The sequence below is a fragment of the Dyadobacter frigoris genome, assembly GCF_005280585.1.
GTDB lineage: Bacteria > Bacteroidota > Bacteroidia > Cytophagales > Spirosomataceae > Dyadobacter > Dyadobacter frigoris.
This window is the reverse complement of record NZ_SZVO01000008.1, coordinates 79,298-96,595: the sequence shown is the minus strand read 5'-3', so window position 1 is coordinate 96,595 and position 17,298 is coordinate 79,298. Positions and strand designations below refer to the sequence as shown.

The 17,298-nt window shown below is 39.3% G+C and carries 16 protein-coding genes; 1 reads left to right on the top strand and 15 read right to left on the bottom strand.

The genetic code is table 11. The annotated features are described in order from the left end of the window. Positions 1-41 precede the first annotated feature (41 nt). From FDK13_RS17620 to FDK13_RS17575, 10 genes are all read right to left on the bottom strand, one after another. Complete coding sequence (locus FDK13_RS17620; RefSeq protein WP_137341331.1) at positions 42-503, bottom strand: hypothetical protein; 462 nt, start codon at positions 501-503, stop codon at positions 42-44. A gap of 151 nt (positions 504-654) precedes the next feature. Continuing rightward, a complete protein-coding gene (locus FDK13_RS17615) occupies positions 655-2,022 on the bottom strand; it encodes a HAMP domain-containing sensor histidine kinase (protein WP_137341330.1) in 1,368 nt (455 codons plus the stop codon). After that, on the bottom strand, positions 2,006-2,704 hold the full coding sequence (locus tag FDK13_RS17610) for a response regulator transcription factor (RefSeq protein WP_137341329.1): 699 nt from the start codon (positions 2,702-2,704) through the stop codon (positions 2,006-2,008). Before FDK13_RS17610 ends, FDK13_RS17615 begins: the two co-directional genes overlap by 17 nt. Positions 2,705-3,261: 557 nt before the next feature. After that, positions 3,262-3,990 carry a methyltransferase family protein gene (locus FDK13_RS17605; protein ID WP_137341328.1) on the bottom strand — a complete coding sequence of 243 codons (729 nt, stop codon included), beginning with the start codon at positions 3,988-3,990 and terminating at the stop codon, positions 3,262-3,264. Then, the gene (cmoA, locus tag FDK13_RS17600; protein WP_137341327.1) at positions 3,987-4,724 is read right to left on the bottom strand and encodes a carboxy-S-adenosyl-L-methionine synthase CmoA; all 738 of its coding nucleotides are present in this window, start codon (positions 4,722-4,724) and stop codon (positions 3,987-3,989) included. The genes FDK13_RS17605 and cmoA overlap by 4 nt, the downstream gene beginning before the upstream one ends. A 439-nt stretch (positions 4,725-5,163) precedes the next feature. Continuing rightward, positions 5,164-5,949 carry an SDR family NAD(P)-dependent oxidoreductase gene (locus FDK13_RS17595; protein WP_137341326.1) on the bottom strand — a complete coding sequence of 262 codons (786 nt, stop codon included), beginning with the start codon at positions 5,947-5,949 and terminating at the stop codon, positions 5,164-5,166. A gap of 29 nt (positions 5,950-5,978) precedes the next feature. After that, positions 5,979-6,839, bottom strand: coding sequence for an alpha/beta hydrolase (locus FDK13_RS17590; protein ID WP_137341325.1), 861 nt, complete (start codon positions 6,837-6,839; stop codon positions 5,979-5,981). Between the two features lie 103 nt (positions 6,840-6,942). Beyond that, complete coding sequence (locus FDK13_RS17585; RefSeq protein ID WP_137341324.1) at positions 6,943-7,791, bottom strand: ankyrin repeat domain-containing protein; 849 nt, start codon at positions 7,789-7,791, stop codon at positions 6,943-6,945. Positions 7,792-7,866: 75 nt separating this feature from the next. Further along, entirely contained in the window at positions 7,867-8,271 is a 405-nt protein-coding gene (locus tag FDK13_RS17580; RefSeq protein WP_229216087.1) for a hypothetical protein, read from the bottom strand. A gap of 132 nt (positions 8,272-8,403) precedes the next feature. Next, positions 8,404-12,990, bottom strand: a complete 4,587-nt coding sequence (locus tag FDK13_RS17575; protein ID WP_137341322.1) for a CheR family methyltransferase — start codon at positions 12,988-12,990, stop codon at positions 8,404-8,406. A gap of 710 nt (positions 12,991-13,700) precedes the next feature. Here FDK13_RS17575 and FDK13_RS17570 point away from each other — a divergent pair. After that, positions 13,701-14,252, top strand: a complete 552-nt coding sequence (locus FDK13_RS17570) for a hypothetical protein (RefSeq protein ID WP_137341321.1) — start codon at positions 13,701-13,703, stop codon at positions 14,250-14,252. A gap of 37 nt (positions 14,253-14,289) precedes the next feature. Here the strand turns inward: FDK13_RS17570 and FDK13_RS17565 are convergent, their stop codons facing one another. From FDK13_RS17565 to FDK13_RS17545, 5 genes are all read right to left on the bottom strand, one after another. Then, a complete protein-coding gene (locus tag FDK13_RS17565; protein WP_137341320.1) occupies positions 14,290-14,850 on the bottom strand; it encodes a hypothetical protein in 561 nt (186 codons plus the stop codon). Positions 14,851-14,931: 81 nt separating this feature from the next. After that, positions 14,932-15,120, bottom strand: coding sequence for a hypothetical protein (locus FDK13_RS17560; protein ID WP_137341319.1), 189 nt, complete (start codon positions 15,118-15,120; stop codon positions 14,932-14,934). Between the two features lie 102 nt (positions 15,121-15,222). Continuing rightward, the gene (locus tag FDK13_RS17555) at positions 15,223-15,675 is read right to left on the bottom strand and encodes a response regulator (RefSeq protein WP_137341318.1); all 453 of its coding nucleotides are present in this window, start codon (positions 15,673-15,675) and stop codon (positions 15,223-15,225) included. Between the two features lie 204 nt (positions 15,676-15,879). Then, entirely contained in the window at positions 15,880-16,071 is a 192-nt protein-coding gene (locus FDK13_RS17550) for a hypothetical protein (RefSeq protein WP_137341317.1), read from the bottom strand. 5 nt (positions 16,072-16,076) lie between these two features. Beyond that, positions 16,077-17,267: a DUF748 domain-containing protein gene (locus FDK13_RS17545; RefSeq protein ID WP_137341316.1), complete on the bottom strand. Its 1,191-nt coding sequence runs from the start codon at positions 17,265-17,267 to the stop codon at positions 16,077-16,079. Between the last annotated feature and the right edge of the window lie 31 nt (positions 17,268-17,298).

The window sequence follows — 17,298 nt, the reverse complement described above, 5'->3', positions numbered from 1 at the left end:
TTTTGAATTTAATTATTTATACAACAATTCTAACCAATTGATTATCTGACACTTTCAACGCCCGTAAAAGCTGGTAAAAGGATTTCGTCTGTGTTGATCAGTGTAATACCTGATTTGCGAATAACCGGTAAGGCATCGATACTGCTCTTTCCAAGTTTCGGAATGCCATAACTTTCGGAGAATGCTATATAATCCGCCTGGTTGTAATCCAGAAAATTCTTAAAAGAAGCGAGTTTGCTGCCGTAAAAAAATTCTATCTTGATACTTTTCAAAATTTCAGGGAATATCGATTTTAACATCTCACATTCCTGACGAAATGAGTCTGACACAAATTCGTATTCTTTTTTACGATAATTTGAAAAAAGCAGATCCTGAATATCATCTGGGACGTGAAAAAGATGGGTAAAAAGAATTCTGACCGGTTCTGAGGAATTGCTTACAATTTTTTCGGCAACCTGAAAAGATTCCACACTGAAATCACTCACTATTATTATCGTTTTCATAATCCTATCGTTTTGTAACACAATGTATTTGATCAATAATTTGATGTTACAATGTTACAGCCGGCGGATTAGCACCAGTTAAAAACGAGATTATAATCCGGTGAGGGAATTATTAAAATTTTATAAGAATATTAAAATGGGATAAGAAAATCTAAATTTCAATGGGCAGATAAATGATAAAACGTGTCCCCACACCTACCTCACTATCCACCACTATATTTCCTTGGTGCAGTTTGATAATATTGTTTGCCAAAGGAAGCCCTATGCCGTAACCCTTGTATTTTCCGGTATTGGAAGCCCTGAAAAAGGGAACAAAAATCTGGCTCATTTCCCTGTCCGGGATACCGATTCCCTGATCTGTGATTTCAACAATAACAAACTTTTCATCCGCTCTGATCTTGATCAGTACCGGTTTGTTATCCGAATATTTACAGCTGTTCAGTACGATGTTAGAAAATGCAGCTTTTAGTAAAGTTTCGTTCCCGCTAATGATCAATTTTTGTTCATTTTCAGGCAGCTCGTCAAAATTGATTTCAACACCGTTACCGGGCATAATTTTGTCAGAAGTTTCCTTCACGGAAAACATCAGTTCATCAATACGGATCGCTTCCCATTTCTCTTTTTTTCCGTCAAAACCAGTCTGAGCCAGACTTAACATACTGTTGGTCAAGTGCTCCATTTTTTCTGATTCGTGAAAAATTGTTCGAAAAGATTCTCTAACCGTTTCCGAAATACCCGAATCAGAAAGATTAAGCTGAGATTCTCCGCTTATAATTGTGAGTGGTGTTCTGAATTCATGGGACGCGTTGCTAACGAAATTATTCTGGATATCAAAAGTTATTTCGAGCCTGTCGAGCATGTCGTTGAATGTTGTAGCGAGATCTGAAATCTCATCTTTATTAGAATCCACGGCGAGCCGCTGGTTAAGATTATGCGCGCTTATTCCCTTAACATTCCGAATGATACGACGGATGGGACTAAAAATCTGAATGGAAAATAATTTACCAAACGTAAAGACAAACAAAAGTGAAATCAGGAAACCGGTCGTGAGAAGATTTTTCAGATTTTCCATTTCTTCTAATCCATAAAGATCAACAGCAGAGGAAAGTACAATGATATTTTCACCCGACTGAGTAATATTCATTCCAACATAGGAAGTGTCGTTTTTGAAGAAACGGGCAGGTTGTTTTCTGATTATTTCATCATAAAAAGTCTGGGGCAACGGGAGTTTCTTCTTTAAACTGTCAGCCTTTTTCAGATCATTTTTCCAAATGATCTGATGCTGTTCATAAGGAAGATCGCCGAGATGTTTTTCTTTTATATCATAATAAATCGAAGTTTGTGATTTATCTTTTTGCAACGCAGCATGTCCGACGAGTTTCGCACGCACTTCAAGCCGGTGATAAAAACTTGACGCTATACTTCCTGATGTAAAAATGTACAAGAAAATACTGAGAGACAAAATGATTCCCGCCGTCAGTATTGTGAAAATAAGTACGATTCTATTTTGGATCTTCATAAGTCTGGCGCATCACATATCCCATTCCGAAAACGGTATGAATTAATTTAACAGAGCTGTTTTTATCAATTTTTTTGCGCAGATAATTGATGTAAACATCAACAACATTCGTACCGAGATTGAAATTTATATCCCACACATTTTCCAGAATTTCCATGCGGTTCAAGACTCGGTTCTGATTGGAAAGAAGATATTCAAGCAAGCGGAATTCTGTGGCCGTAACCGTAATCGGTTGGTTGTTCCGGGTTATTGTTTTGGTGATTTTATCCAAAACCAGATCGCCCATTTTTAGTAAATCAGTACTTTTTTCCTTTTCAGGTTCTTTTCCACGTCTTGTTAAAGTGCGGATACGTGCTTCCAGCTCTGCCAGTTTGAAAGGTTTGGTCATGTAGTCGTCTGCACCGGCGTCCAGTCCGGAAACAATGTTTTCAGTGGTTCCCAATGCAGTCAACATCAAAACCGGTGTTGAAGAATTGGAATTTCTTATATTTCTGCAAACTTCCATTCCGTTCATTACGGGCAGCATAAGGTCCAGAATAATAAGATCGAACTGGTGTTGAAGGGCCATTTCCAAACCTGATTTCCCGTCCATCGCAACCGTAATTTCATGACCTGCCGCAGATAAACTTCTTTGAATAAGTGATATTACGCTGGGTTCATCTTCTATGAGCAAAAGCTTCATGTATGTTTTGCTTTTTGTTAGGTGATTCTGGCAAAAATAACCTGTTTTTGGAATAAATAATTCTTTAACTATTCAGGAAGCTCCAAAAGGAGCTGGGAATCATCTTGGCAAGTTGGATTTACTATAAACAGGAAACGGCGCTACCGTGGCTTAGCGTCTATTTTGCCATAAAATAATTATGAATGATGCGTTTTTTTTGCTCAAATTAATAATTATAGTGTAGCGGGAAAAGATTGGGATTTTTCGAAAATCGTTTGTAGTCAATTAATCAGAATGAATATTTTGAAAGTCATAGAAGCTTCTCGTATATATAAAATCAATTCAAATCATGTTTTTCTTAGCTCACCGGAGCTTCCTGTTTATAGCAAGATCGGCGCAAACGCATAATTTCCTGGCTCCATTGGAGCCTCCTGTTTATAGCAAAATAAAAGTTAATACATATGTCCTAGCTCCATCGGAGCTAGGATTCATTAAACATATCAGACTTTGCTATAAACAGGAAACGGCTCTGCCGTTGGATTTAGCCGCGAGCCATTCCGGGAGATTGACAATATTTTCTAACCAACCCGATCTGTCATTTTTCCTGATTTTTTCAAATATCGAACATAACAATAGACAATTCCGAGCGCAACAAGAATGGACAGAAAAATACCTTTTCGGATATCCGGATCAGGAACGAGGTGTTCATACTCAAATAATATGATTGCCGCAATACCGACCAGCCAGATGAACAAAGTGTTGTATTCTTTCAAAATCCATCGTTTGTAGTTAAATTTCATTTCTGAGAATGTGGATTCAATTCCTTTTAAATTGATAACCCAGCGATTTACACGCCGACAATAATTGACAAAATCGAAACCGAATTTATTTTGAAGAAAATTTTCTTCGGCCATCACGATCGATTGATAAATGAATAGGAATATCGGGAATACAATGCCAAGATAAATCCAGGAATTGGAAAGAATACCAACGCCCAGCAGCATTAAAATGTTTCCTACATAAAGCGGATTACGACAATGTTTGAAAATACCTTCAGTAACCAGATTTTCTGCATGGACTTTTTTATCCTTTCCACCTCGAATGATATAAGCCAACCCGATCGTTGCGCCACGAATTGCTTCTCCCAAAATGGTAACCAGCAGCCCGATGACAATAGGCCATAAATGATAATTTTCGCCAAAACGAGCCTTTGTAAAAATATCCGGCGATGGCAAAAACAACAGCAGATAAAGAAAAATAAACAAAACGTTTCTGAACCTGAAAAAGAAATTTCCTATTGTGATCATTTTTTATGGGCTATGATTCCGGCAAAATTGTACCATTTGAAAAAAGTTTCGCAGTGGGCAAATCCCACATCTTCAAGCAAAAACGTATTTTCTGAAAGCTTGTATGGAATTAAAACATTTTCCAGTGCTTCTCTTTTTTGTGAAATTTCAAGATCGCTGTAATTGTTGCGACGTTTGTAATCATAATAGTATTTGATAAAATCACGGTTAAACAGACCGTCTTCTGCCAGAATTTTCTCTACCAGAATTAATGTTCCGCCGGGATTTAAACCGTTATAAATATTTTCCAGACATCTTTTCCGATGGATTGGACGCAGAAATTGTAGCGTGAGGCAAAGAATTACTACCGAGGCATTGTCAATGTTAAGATCGCCATGAAGATCTGCAGCGCGTAATTCATAAGGACGTGTAAACTCAGATTCACGCAGTTTCTTATCACATTTCATCAACATTTCATCGGACTCATCAATGCCAACAAAAGAAATATCCTCAGAAACCAATGCATTCAGTCCGATCATGGTAGTACCGGTAGAACAGCCAAGATCATAAACCAAAGTCTCCTTTTGAGCATGATCCGCAGCCAATTCTGCTATCATTCTTTGAATTTCTCCATAATGCGGCACAGAACGGTTCACCATATCATCGAAAACTTTCACCACTTTACTTCCAAACTTAAAGTCGGAAGCTTCGGAAATCTCTTCCCGAAAGACATTGTCTTTTTCCAAATTTTCCATAACGAATATTAAATATGCAACAACAAAACGGGGGACGAATCTTAGTACAAAACACAAATAACTGTGTATTCCGAAACTGCAATAAATATACTATTCACACAAAAATTAAAATTTTCACATTTCAAGAGAAACTCTTAAAGTTTTGACAAAATGAATATTTACCAAATAAAGAAAGTTCAAAAACGGACACTGCATTAATTAAGTATCACTTCCAATTCTATTTTGGAATTAAATAGAACAAAACAATCATACCTGATTAATAATAAATCAAATAATTGGATATAAACCTTACAAGAAAAGAATACGCCACAATTGATTTGTTTGTGGCATTCAGCAGGAAAAATCGGAGAAGAAATAATTTGGGAGAGAAGGAATGAAGAACCTGGATTTGTTTTTTTTGTAAGTCAAAATAATAGATACGATTTTTTTTGACCTTAAATTATTTTGCCGTCCAACCGCCGTCAACAGTCAAAATCGAACCGACCATATAGCTGGCAGCTTCACTGGCCAGAAAAATAGCAGCTCCCTGAATTTCACGCAGTTCAGCCCAACGGCCTAGTGCAGTTGCTCCCAAAACAATTTTCCGGGCATCTTCACTGTCTTTAATTGGGATGTTCATGGCCGTAAGAAACGGGCCGGGACAAATCGCGTTGACCATGATGTTAAAAGGTGCAAGTTCAATCGCGAGGGCTCTTGTCATGTTGACAACGGCACCTTTGCTGGCCGTATACGGTGTTCGGTTTGCCAGGCCGATAAGTCCCAAAGTACTGGCCAGATTTATAATCCGGCCGCTCCCGTTCTTTTTCATAAAAGGAGTTACGGCACGTGAGCTGAGCCAGGTACCATTAACATTTACATTCATCACTTTGGTAAAATCTTCATACGATAATTCATCAATGGCACCGCGAATATTTATTCCGGCGCTATTGATCAAAATATCAATTTTCCCAAAAGTATTAAATGCTGCTTCCGCCATTGCTTGCGTTTGCGACTCAACGGTAATGTCCGCTCTGTATGAAATCACTTTTGTTCCAAAGTCTGTTTCCAGTTGCTGCGCGGCAACTTTCCCTTCCCCGGCATTCCTGTTTACAAGCATTATATCGGCTCCGGCTGAGGCAAGTCCAGCCGCCATGGCATAACCAAGTCCGCGCGAACCTCCGGTAATAATTGCACTTTTACCAGTCAGATCAAATTGTTTGATCCCCGGCAGAATTTCATGACTCATGGAATAAGTTGTTCAGAACGCTTGTCTGTTTAGTATTGATGAAAACCCTGCGAAACAAATTCCAGCACACTCGGAAGGGAATCCCGCCAGTAAGTCCAGTTATGCGCACCGTCGCGGATACGGAATTCGTGAGGAATTTCTTTTTTTCTCATGGCGATATGTGCCAGACTATTTCCTTCAAACAAAAAATCATCGTCACCACAATCAATATACCAGCGAACCGCTTTCTTTTGCGCGTCTGGTATCTTGTCAATCAAAGCCAGCGCGTTATGACGGTTGAAATAATTTTGTATGGTAGAATCCTGGATTTCCGGGTTAGCCTTTTGCATATTTTTCCTGGCATCTTCCAGCGTAATCGGCCCTGTGTAAGCGCTTAGTGGACAGGCAGATGAAAAGAGTTCGGGATGATGCAGGGCGTACATAAAACTTCCTCCGCCTCCCATAGACAATCCGGCCACGGCACGGAAACGTTTTTCTGTTTTTATCCTGAATTTCTTTTCGACCGCAGGCATCAATTCCTGAAAGAAAAAATCTTCATAAGGCCAATCGCCCTTTACATCATTGAAATATCCCCTTCTTCCCGTGTCAGCATCAGGCATAACGATGATCATCGGCGTTGCCAAACCATCGCGAATAGCCTTGTCGGTAATATTCAATACTTCTCCAAACTGCACCCAGCCCGTATGATTATCCCCGGCACCATGAAGCAGATAGAGAACGGGATAACTTCTTTCGGAAGTGGCATAATCCGGAGGAAGATAAATGGCATATTTTCTTTCCGATTTCAAAAGCTTGCTAGGCAGCGATAAATTGTCAAGTACTTTTCCTGATTGAGCAAAAGTTATGGTAGAAAGCAACAGAAGCAGAAAGGTATAATTTACGATTTTCATATTTCAGGCTGACGGTTTGGATTGATATTTATTTAGAAACCCGGAATTTTTGGTTTCTCTTAATGTAAGATCGGAGAGTAAAATTTATACCCGGCTGATGAGATCAAATATTTTCTACCGAACGCAGATAATTTTCAATTTCCGCAAACTTTCCATAAACGGCCCAGTCGAGCGGCGTTCCCTGATAGATTTTATCTTTCAGATCAAGCCTGATTCCTGACTCGGCCAACAATTTCACAATTTCCAGATTCCCGCTAAAAACCGCCTGATGCAAAGGTGTCGAATGCTCATGAGCACCTTTTGGATTATATCTGTCTGCCCTCTCACCGTTTTTGAGCAAAATTTTTAAAATTTCAGTTTTTCCGTGTTGTGCAGCAAGGGCAAAAGCAAGATGGCGTTCTGTCTGATCGGATGTAGGAAGCAGCTTTTGAAAATCAGCCAATCTTCCCGTGGCTGCCGCAACAGGCAGATTTATTTTCGCTCCGTTTTTAATTAAAGCCTCTATTGCTTCAAATTCACCATGCGTCAGAGCCGGAAGTATTGCCTGATCAGGATTTGCCCCATTTTCACAAAGCAGGTTAATGAGCGGAATTTGCAGGTTACATTCGCGTGCAACCCTACCCGAACTCACCAGACCAAGCGTGTAATCCATTTGTTCACGATTTTTTTTCGCTCCGGCTTCAAGAATTACACCTGCGATACCGACAATATTCTGCGGCAGTTTCCCGTGTCGGACAGGATTTTCCGCTGTAAATTCCAAAAGTCCGGGATTACTGAAATATCCAACTTCATCGAAAAACACACGCTGATGAACAATTTCCGGATTTTTGAAGAGATACTTTTTCAGGTTTTCGATTTCTCCTGCGTCAATCATAGCAACGGCCTCACGAAATTTCCCGTCCGTTATTCGTTCATGATAAGGCGTCATATCAGTAGTTGTTTTTCTATCCAAAATTTACAAAAAAAGTCCGGATTTCTCCGGACCGTTTCAATATTTAAAATCTTTAGTCATCTACTTCTCACCTTGTTAATTTTTAGACGACAATTTGGCTTCATCATCTGCAATCTTGCTTCTTAAAGATTCAATATCTTTTTTCAGGCTTTCAAGATTGTCAGATGCTTTACGGGCGCGTTTAGCGTCCTTTTCTGCCGAATTAGCACTTTGACGTGCTCTCTTTGCAAGTTTTCTGTCCTGTGCATTACTGGTGAGGTTTGCAGCCTGTTTTCCATTTTCGTCCGCAGATTTCTGAGCCTGTTCAGCTGTTTTTGAAACCTCAGATGTTTTGTCTGCCAGCTGATTTTCGAGTTTAGCTAACTCAATTTTTTTGTCGTTCAGCTTTTTGCTTATTTCAAGCGATTCCTTTTGCTGCTGCAAAGTATTAAGGGAATCTTTTGAAACCACCTGTGCTGACAACGATAAGGATATAAGCATTATACCCAGTGTGTTAACAATCCATTGCATTTTCATAATCTTGTTTTTTTACTTAAAGAGAATTACAATCCACCTAAGAACAATTATCGTGCCAACGGCTTAAAAGCTGAAAACCCGGGGTCTATTTTTTCATCAATTCCCTTCATTTTTATAGGTAACCGGTAACAGAATCCTGAACAATGTCCCCTCACCTTCATTACTCTCAATAGTAAGTCCGGCACTTAACAATTCACACAAACGCTTTACGATAAATAGCCCGATTCCCTCACCCGTTGCAGAGGCCGAACTTTGCCCCATCACCTGTTTCACATCTTCCGATGTTTCAGTCAATTGAGATAAAAGTGACGCAGATATACCAACCCCTGTATCTTCAACATCAATAAACCATTGATAATCAGTAAATTTACTTAATTTTTCAATATTTTCAGACCTACCCCACTTCACACTAACCCTGCCATTTTTTGTATATTTTATTGCATTCAGAACCAGATTTTGGACAATTCTTCTGATTTTTACCAGATCACCCTGAATGATCAGTTGGTCTTCACCATCAATTTTCAACCACAAATTTTTATCTTTTGCTATCGGAACCATGCTTTCACATAGCTCATTCAGCATATCGGAAACATCAAAATTAGAAATTTCAAGTCTTTCCTGTCCCGCTTCCAACCGCGAGTAATCCAAAAGCTGATTCATCATATACGTAACCTGACGAAGATTTCGCTGGATCATTTCCAACGATCTGGCTCGTTGCTCTTCTGTATCCATTAAATTCAAAAGTGCCGTTGCACCCATGATAATACCGAAACTGCTCCGTAAATCATGAGAAGTCGCCCGCAGAAATTCGCCCCGATGGCTGATATACTGACGCATTTTTTCAAGCGACTGGATCATTTCATTGGATTCGTCCAGTTGCTGAATCCATTTGATCTGCTGCTGTTCAGCGTCTTTCAAAGAAGTGATGTTAAGCCCGGCAATGACAACACCCTGCTTGTGCCTCATGATAGAAATGCCTGACCATTTTTTCTCTTCTGAAAAATATATTTCTTCATAGGAATGCTCACCGGTAGACAACACCTGTTTCATTTTTGCAATGGCATCGGCGGGATATAATTCCGTAGCCCGGCTGTCGACCAACTCACTGAGCGGTTTATGAAATTCGTTTGCAAATTTCTGGTTGCTTACGACAAGAATAAAATCTTCAACTTCCTTTTTTTCGCCATAAACAGGCTTTAAATAACTGATCGAACCGGGAGAACAATCCAGTACGGCCTGCAAACTTTCCAGGCTTTTCATCAATTTTTTATCCGCATTCTTGCGTTCAGATATATCAAGAATAGTAACAACAACTCCGTTTTTGTCAATTTGCCGGGTAATGAAAAACGCGTAGCAGCTATTATCGCCGGGGAATAAATCCGAAATTTCCTTGTAAACCGGTTCTCCTGTTTTGAGTACACGGATGTATAAATCCAGAAGTTCAGGCATTTTTAATTTGGGTTTCCTTTCAATCGAAGAATTTTCATGAATATTTTCAGGGTTAAAACCGGTCAGTTCCAGTACCTGATGGTTATATACAGAAATTATAAAATCGACAGCCTCGCCCGTTTTGTCATCCTTAATTACTTCCATTAGCGTAATTGCCGCCGGCACTCCGTTTAAAACACTCAGCAACCTGTCCGCGGTTTTTGTAAGCTCTTTATTGGATGTTTCGAGTTCAATATTAGTTTCTCTTAATTCCTGCGTGCGTTGCTGAACGTGAAGATTCAGTTGTTCTGAAAGTGTTTTTTGTAGATGGATCTCAGTCCCGTTTCCAATATATCCCGTAAATTTCCCATCCGGAGAAAACATTGGTTTTGCAGTTTCCAATACCCATCTGTATTCGCCGTCATTCCGCCTGAGACGATATTCAATACTGAATATTTGTTTGTCAGGAAATTTTTTAGTGCACGTCGCTTTGTATTGCTCACGATCATTTTCATGGATATAACTTGTGAAATCATAATCCGAATCGCCAGCAATATGGCCCGTAAATTCAAGTAAGGCTTTGTTCAAAAAGTTGATGCGACTGTCCTGTCCTGTAACCCAAACCAAAGCCGGGGCATGATCAATCATATCATGAAACCACGCCTGACGTTCTTCCAGCATCCGTTGCACACGGCGGTGTTCGGTTATATCTTCAATAACAAGTAAAATGGCTTCTTTACGCTCATGCTGAACCACTTTTCTGGCGTGCAACAGCATGATTTTTTCTCCGACACCCTGAAAATGAAGGCAAACTTCGTAAGATTTTATGTGCGCGTTATTTGTGATAACCTCTTCCAGTAACTGTCTTAGCTGTGGGATATCCCATTGGCGCTTATCCAGTTCATAAAACATTCGTCCTTCAATATGCTCTTCCTGCACATGGAAAATCTTGTAAAAAGCTTTGTTCGCACTCTTTATTCTCAGCTCTTTATTCAAGACAAGTGTAGCCTCTCCGATGGTGCTAAAAATAGCTTCTGCATATCCGTATGCCTCAGTAAGCTGGTCGTTCCTTGTTAAAAGTTCCTGGTTAATTGTCAGCAATTCTTCATTGGTTGACTCAATTTCTTCCTTACTGGTTTCCAGTTCTTCATTGATGCTCTGTAACTCCTCATTACTGCTGACAATTTCTTCGTTTGCAGATTGCAGTTCTTCATTGCTTTTTTCCTGCTCTTCGATAATCGAATGCATATCTTTCCGCAACGACGACAATTCCATTTCCAGCTGTTTGATACGGTCATCCCTAAAATTGGATATCTTATCTTCAGCCAGCACGCCCGGCATCACTTCTTCAAGTAAAACAAGAAAAAGAGATTGATCAGCGGTATTTCTTATAGGAACAACTTCAATTTCAACATAATGAGTACGTTCATTTACAGTCATTTCGAGCCCCGTTTTACGGAAAATCTCTCCTGATTTCTTGCTTTTATGAATAGTATTCCTTAATTCAAAAACCAAAGACGGACGAGCCATTTTCAATAAATTAAAACTAGCCTTGCCGGGAGAATGTTCCAGAAAGAGTCCGGTAGATCCGCGAAATTGAAGAATTTCAAGATCCTGATCCACAACGATACAGGCTGGGACATACTTTTTAAGTAAAAAGGCATCTACTTCCTTATCTAAATCTCTGACAGGCGCCGGAAGTTCACTTATTTTTGACCGTATATTTACACTTCCTGTGTGCCCAAGACGGGCCGCAACGCGCCACCGCAAATTCATATCAAAAGCCGCCTTACTGGCATCCCTGCTTTTACGGATAAATATCTTTTGTTTTTTATCAATCTGGGAGAAAAGTGACACCGCACTCCCAACCGCCTCCGAATTCCCCAAAAGTAAAAAACCCTCAGGATTTAGCGCATAGTGGAAAGTACCCATGACTTTTTGCTGATAAACAGTATCCAGATAAATCAGCAGATTACGGCAGCTTATCAAATCCAGACGAGAAAACGGTGGATCTCTCAAAACGTTATGAGGAGCAAAAACACAAAGATCCCTTATTGATTTCTTAACCAGATACTGATCATCTTTTTTAATAAAAAACCTTGAAATACGTGTTGCTGAAACGTCAACAACTTCACTTTTTGAATATAGTCCTTGTCTTGCCCTGCTAATTGCCAGCTCGCTTAAATCGCTTGCAAATATTTGTATGGAAATAGCAGTAGTTTCACCCAGCAATTCCAATAGAATCATGGCTAGTGAATAAGCTTCCTGTCCGGTTGAACAGGCCGGAATCCAGATACGTATAGTTTCACCGGCAGATTTGTTTTTGATAATCTGAGGGAATAACTTCTTTTCGAGATAATCCATTGTTTCGGTATCTCTGAAGAAATTGGTCACATTAATAAGCAGATCATTATACAGTGTCCTTGCTTCATTGGGATGCTGTTTTAAGTAAATTGAATAGTCATTTAGCGTTTCCAGTTTATAAAGCAGCATTCTTCTTACAATCCTTCTCCGGATCGTCGACATTTTGTAATGGTCAAAATCTACTCCAACGGCTTGTTTTAAATATTGCAGTATCTTCTTTAAATCCTCATCACTGGCTTCATCTTCAACATCTTCTTCCTGAACGGCTGTGAGCTTAAAAACCGCCGTTTGCCCACTCAGGCGTTCCAGCTCTTTAGCTATTTCAAACGGCGAAAGTACCAGATCCACAACCCCTTCTGTTATAGCATATCTGGGCATACTCTGATGTTTGGCACTATCGTCCTGAGCAATCGTTACGCCACCAGCTACTTTTATCGCTTTCAAACCTAAGGTCCCGTCATTTGCCATCCCTGACAAAATGATACCAATCGCACCGTCTTTTTGCCGCTCTGAAAGGGAAATAAAGAATTTATCAATTGGCAGATGTAAAAAAGGCCGTGGCTTTCGCTGAATTAATGTCAACGCACCATCCAGAATTTCCATGTCCTTGTCGGGAGGAATAATATAGACATGGTTAGGCTCTATTTTCATTTCATGACTTGCCTCCTCAACGGTCATGGCTGTCAGCCTGGAAAGGATATCTTTTAAATGACTTTCAAACGTCGGTGACAAATGCTGGATATACACATAGGCCATCCCCGTTGCCGGCGACAGATTTTCAAGAATCCGGGAAATGGCATCCAACCCGCCTGCCGAAGCGCCAATAGCTACTATGCGTACAGGTTTCTCTTCCTTTAATATATTTTTCCGGGTTGGTAATTTTTCTGACATGAGCTTTACAATATACCTGCAATAATAAAATCAGCAGTATGCGTTAACCGCTCAGCTGGCGGATACCCGATTAGAAATACAGGAACCTGTACAATATTAAAAATATACCAGACGAAAACCTATGCAAAGAGAAGAGCGATACCATTTATGTTTATATCAGATTTTGAAAATTTGATATAAACAGATGACAACAACGATATTAACAAGCCAAACTTAATCTTTCAGCGTTGCTTGTTTCCATTTCAAGATATAAATCTTATCAACCATTCTGATAAACATATTCACCCTTATTGATTACAGGACGAAAAGCAGTATCAGCCAAAGAAGCACCCTGTTTTTATCCTATTGAAATTACAGGATTGTATTGCGCTTCCTGGAAAAGCAGGAGAAACCTTTTAATTGACCAATGTTTAAAAATTATACCATAATATATATACGCAATTGAAAATTACATTTTAATTTCATTCGATATTACAGCAAGTGTGAAACAGTACGGTTATTACGTCAAACACTTATTCAAAAATAAAATCATGTAACTGAACTGCTCCTTTTCAGGCAGTATATAAATTAAAAAATCATTCCAATTTTCAATAATAAGCTATAAGTGCTGCCTTGTCAATCATTTTCTGCATTCATATATTTAGTAGGATTAATTGTTGGCATAAAAGTTGTGCTGTCAAATCCGGTACCTGAAACTTAATATTACAATCATGGATACGAACAAATCAATAAACACAAGAATAACAGGTATTTTCCTCACGATCGCTGACGCCGATGGCGCTTACGAGGCTTTATTGAACAAAGGTTATGCGCGCGAAAACATTTCTGTTGTGATGTCGGACGTAACACACAAAGGGCATTTTCTGAAAGTTGAAGATGAAAGTGTGGAAACATCGCATACCTTGGAAGATGCCGGTCGCGGTGCTTTACTTGGCGGAACTGCCGGAGCTATTGTAAGTGCCATTGCAGCCATTGGCTCCAATCTTGCATTACCTGGTTTTGGTCTGGTATTAATGGGGCCGCTTCTGGCAGGGCTTACCGGTGCAGCCGCAGGTAGTATTGCAGGAGGAACAGTCGGGGCAATAATTGGAGCTGGCTACCCCGACGAGCATAAAGAATACTACGAAACGTCCATCCAGGAAGGTGGCGTTATGATGAGTGTCAGCCCGAAAAACGCGTTGGATAAAGTTGAAATTACTGAGGCATTTGAAAAAAATAATGGCCAGCGGATTTATTCCGGCGACCATAATGTAGTTCTATAAATTAAAGACCGGAGGCTTTACAGCTTCCGGTTTTATTTCAAAATTCAGTGTAACCATCATCTCCTAAAATATCCTGTCCGTTGTTCTCTCTGAAATTTTTGACAATAGCTTTTTTCTCATGAGCATTTCGCGGATCCACACTGATTATTATTCCTCCTTCCTTCATACTATCTCCATAAGAATCTGTATGCTCTTCGGGCACACTTGAACTTAGAATCCCTCCAACCGTTTGTTCAGAAGAATCATCGGATGTAAGATTATAGATTTTCTTTAATAGCGTATTGGATATTGCAATACCCAGCCCGGGAATTGAAATCATGGAAGTAATTGAAATAATTGCACTCACGATAACACCTTTGGGTTTCCCCACGGGCGTTCCCAAGTCATCTTCTTCACCTGACGTTACAAATTCTTCTGCATCTTCGGGATGCGGCCTTTCATATCTATTTAAAGTCTCATCCGACATTAAAACAGAAATATCATCATGTGTATGACCCAGTTTCAAAAGCGCGTGATAGGCCATATCTGCATCCTTCTTTGTAAAAAAAACACCGGAAACTGTACCGGGCAAATTGTAAGAAATACCGGAATTATTCATTGAAATAAAAATAAGTTATATCGAAAATTCTGATTTTCCATCGAAATTCAGCCACTGTACAGCTACCGGTTTATTATTAATTTACATTTTTGTTGAATCCATTTTGGTCGAATCCATCATCATTGTTGAGTCGGACGGTGCGGCTCCCATATTTCCATCAACAGAGGTGGTGTCGCTGCTCGTTGTCTCACTTTTCTTGCTGTTGCAAGCAGTCATGCTTAAAAGTAAGCATAAGCCTGCCATTGAAATTGTTTTCAGGATCGTTTTCATTTTTTGTGATTTTAGTTATGTGAACTATTTACACAAAAACACCTGAAAAAATCATACCCAAAAACATCAACCATGATGTTTTCAATTACTTACACCAAAGTATCAATTGAGAGAAGGTGCTCTGTTAAAGTCCAGCCAGTACTGACATGTCGCTTTAAGTACATCGCGCAACTCTTCAAAAATCAATGGTTTTGTCAAATAGGAGTTAGCTCCCGCCTGATAACATTGGTTAATTTCCTGGGGAATATCCTCGCTGCTCATCATGATAACGGGCAGACTTTTCCATTGCGTTTTTTTGTTGTCCGGCGTCTGGCGCAGCAATTTCAGGAGTTCATAGCCATTCATAGCAGGCATTTTCAGGTCCAGAATAATTAAACCAGGAAGTATCCCTTTATAATCAGGAGCCGACTGAAGAATTAAAAAATGATATAAATCCTGAGCGCCTTCAAAAAAGCGGACAGGGTATTGAGGTAAAAATTTAGTAAAAATACTTTCCAGAACAAACCTGTGGTCTGCGGAGTCATCTACAATGTATAATTCTTTTTTATCAGTCATGTTAATTTTGATTACAACAAAAATGAATTTAATAACCAGACATTTCTTCAACACTTGTCATAAAATCACCTGAAAGAAATCAAATTTACATTTAAAAAAGCAAAAAAATCATTCCATTGACTAATCCGTAAATACAAATTTTCAGAACGCGATCAGCAATAATGAAAGCGTTAATTCCTGTTACAATCTATTTTTTTATTCCGTTTAAAGTGAAACCAGATCAACCTCTGAAAATTCTCCTTCAACATCGTGGCCTTCTTCATCACCATATTTGCAAATTACTTTTCCTGAAAATTCAGAAGTGCTTTTATCTGTGATGTTGCTAACAACAGTCATGCCTTTGGTGCCGGTTTTTTCCTTAACCCATGCGCCTTCATTGAATTTTGGCTTGCTCATAATATTTATGTTTTACTTCTTTTTATCTTCTTTTTATTTTTGTCCTTATCATCTTTTTCCTTGTCGTCTTTTGAGAAAATTTTCTGTAAAAATGTCTTCTTCTCATCCGCTTTTAGCCTGACAGAACTAATGCTGATATCGTTGTCAATAGAAGGCTGGAGAGCATGAATAAAAGCGTTTTGCAAAATATTTGCCAATGCATACCAGACATTTGTTCTTGGGCTATCCAGGTTTCCCTGGAAAGGTATTTTAGTTGCAATCTGATCCTTTTTCTGGTTTTTCAAGATCACGCCCACAGTCCCAACGAGCCCTTCCCACATTTTCCTCAACAAATTATCTCTACGATCTTCTTTTCCTAAAACATCCAGATCCTTCAAAAATGGTTTTACATAACCGGCAAACTTTTTATCCTTTGCAGCCACCTCAGTATATAACCCAAATGATCCTTTGTTCACGTCAATTTTGGCATAGGCCTGAAAAAAGTTATTGAGTTTAACCAGGTTTGTATTTTTTAATTCGGCGCTCATATCAAAAGTTGGATCATTTGCCAACGGATTTGCCTTGGCATGAAACGTCAGTTTTCCCTCATAAATCGTGGCGTCTGCGTTAACAGTTGCGGGTAGTACAATCGTTGAATCATAGCTGTTTCTCAGGTTTTCGGCCAAAATATGCACATTCGTCATTTGAAGATCCACGGGCGGGTTCACCCCCTGGTCAATATATAGAATTCTGCCTTGATTTACTTCGCATCTGTTGATCTGCAAAGGCATGAAGTCATCGAGCAATTTCTTTAAAGCAGAAGAATCCCGCGCAACATCTTTCGGTTCAACTTTATCTTTGGTAAAACGCAGCATCGGTTTGTTCAACACCACTTCACCAACAATCGAACCGCGAAAAAGTGCCTTCCATTCTACGGAAAGATCAATGATCGAAGCAGCGAAAAACGGTGTTTGGTTTAATGTTAAAGTATCTTTTTTATTAAGATAAATGCTGTCAATCTTATAAGCTCCACGAATAATAGAGAGATCGATATCCTGAACATGTCCATAATATCCCTTCATCGTTGCCAGGTTTTTGTTGACGAGATGGAGGACTACATAAGGAAGAATGAGCCTGACGACAATAATCAGAATAATAAATCCTGTAAAACCCCACGCCGCTTTTCTCTTTCTGCGATGCAAATTTTTAACTTCCATTTCGTGACAGCGTTGCTTTTTTAAAGGGATA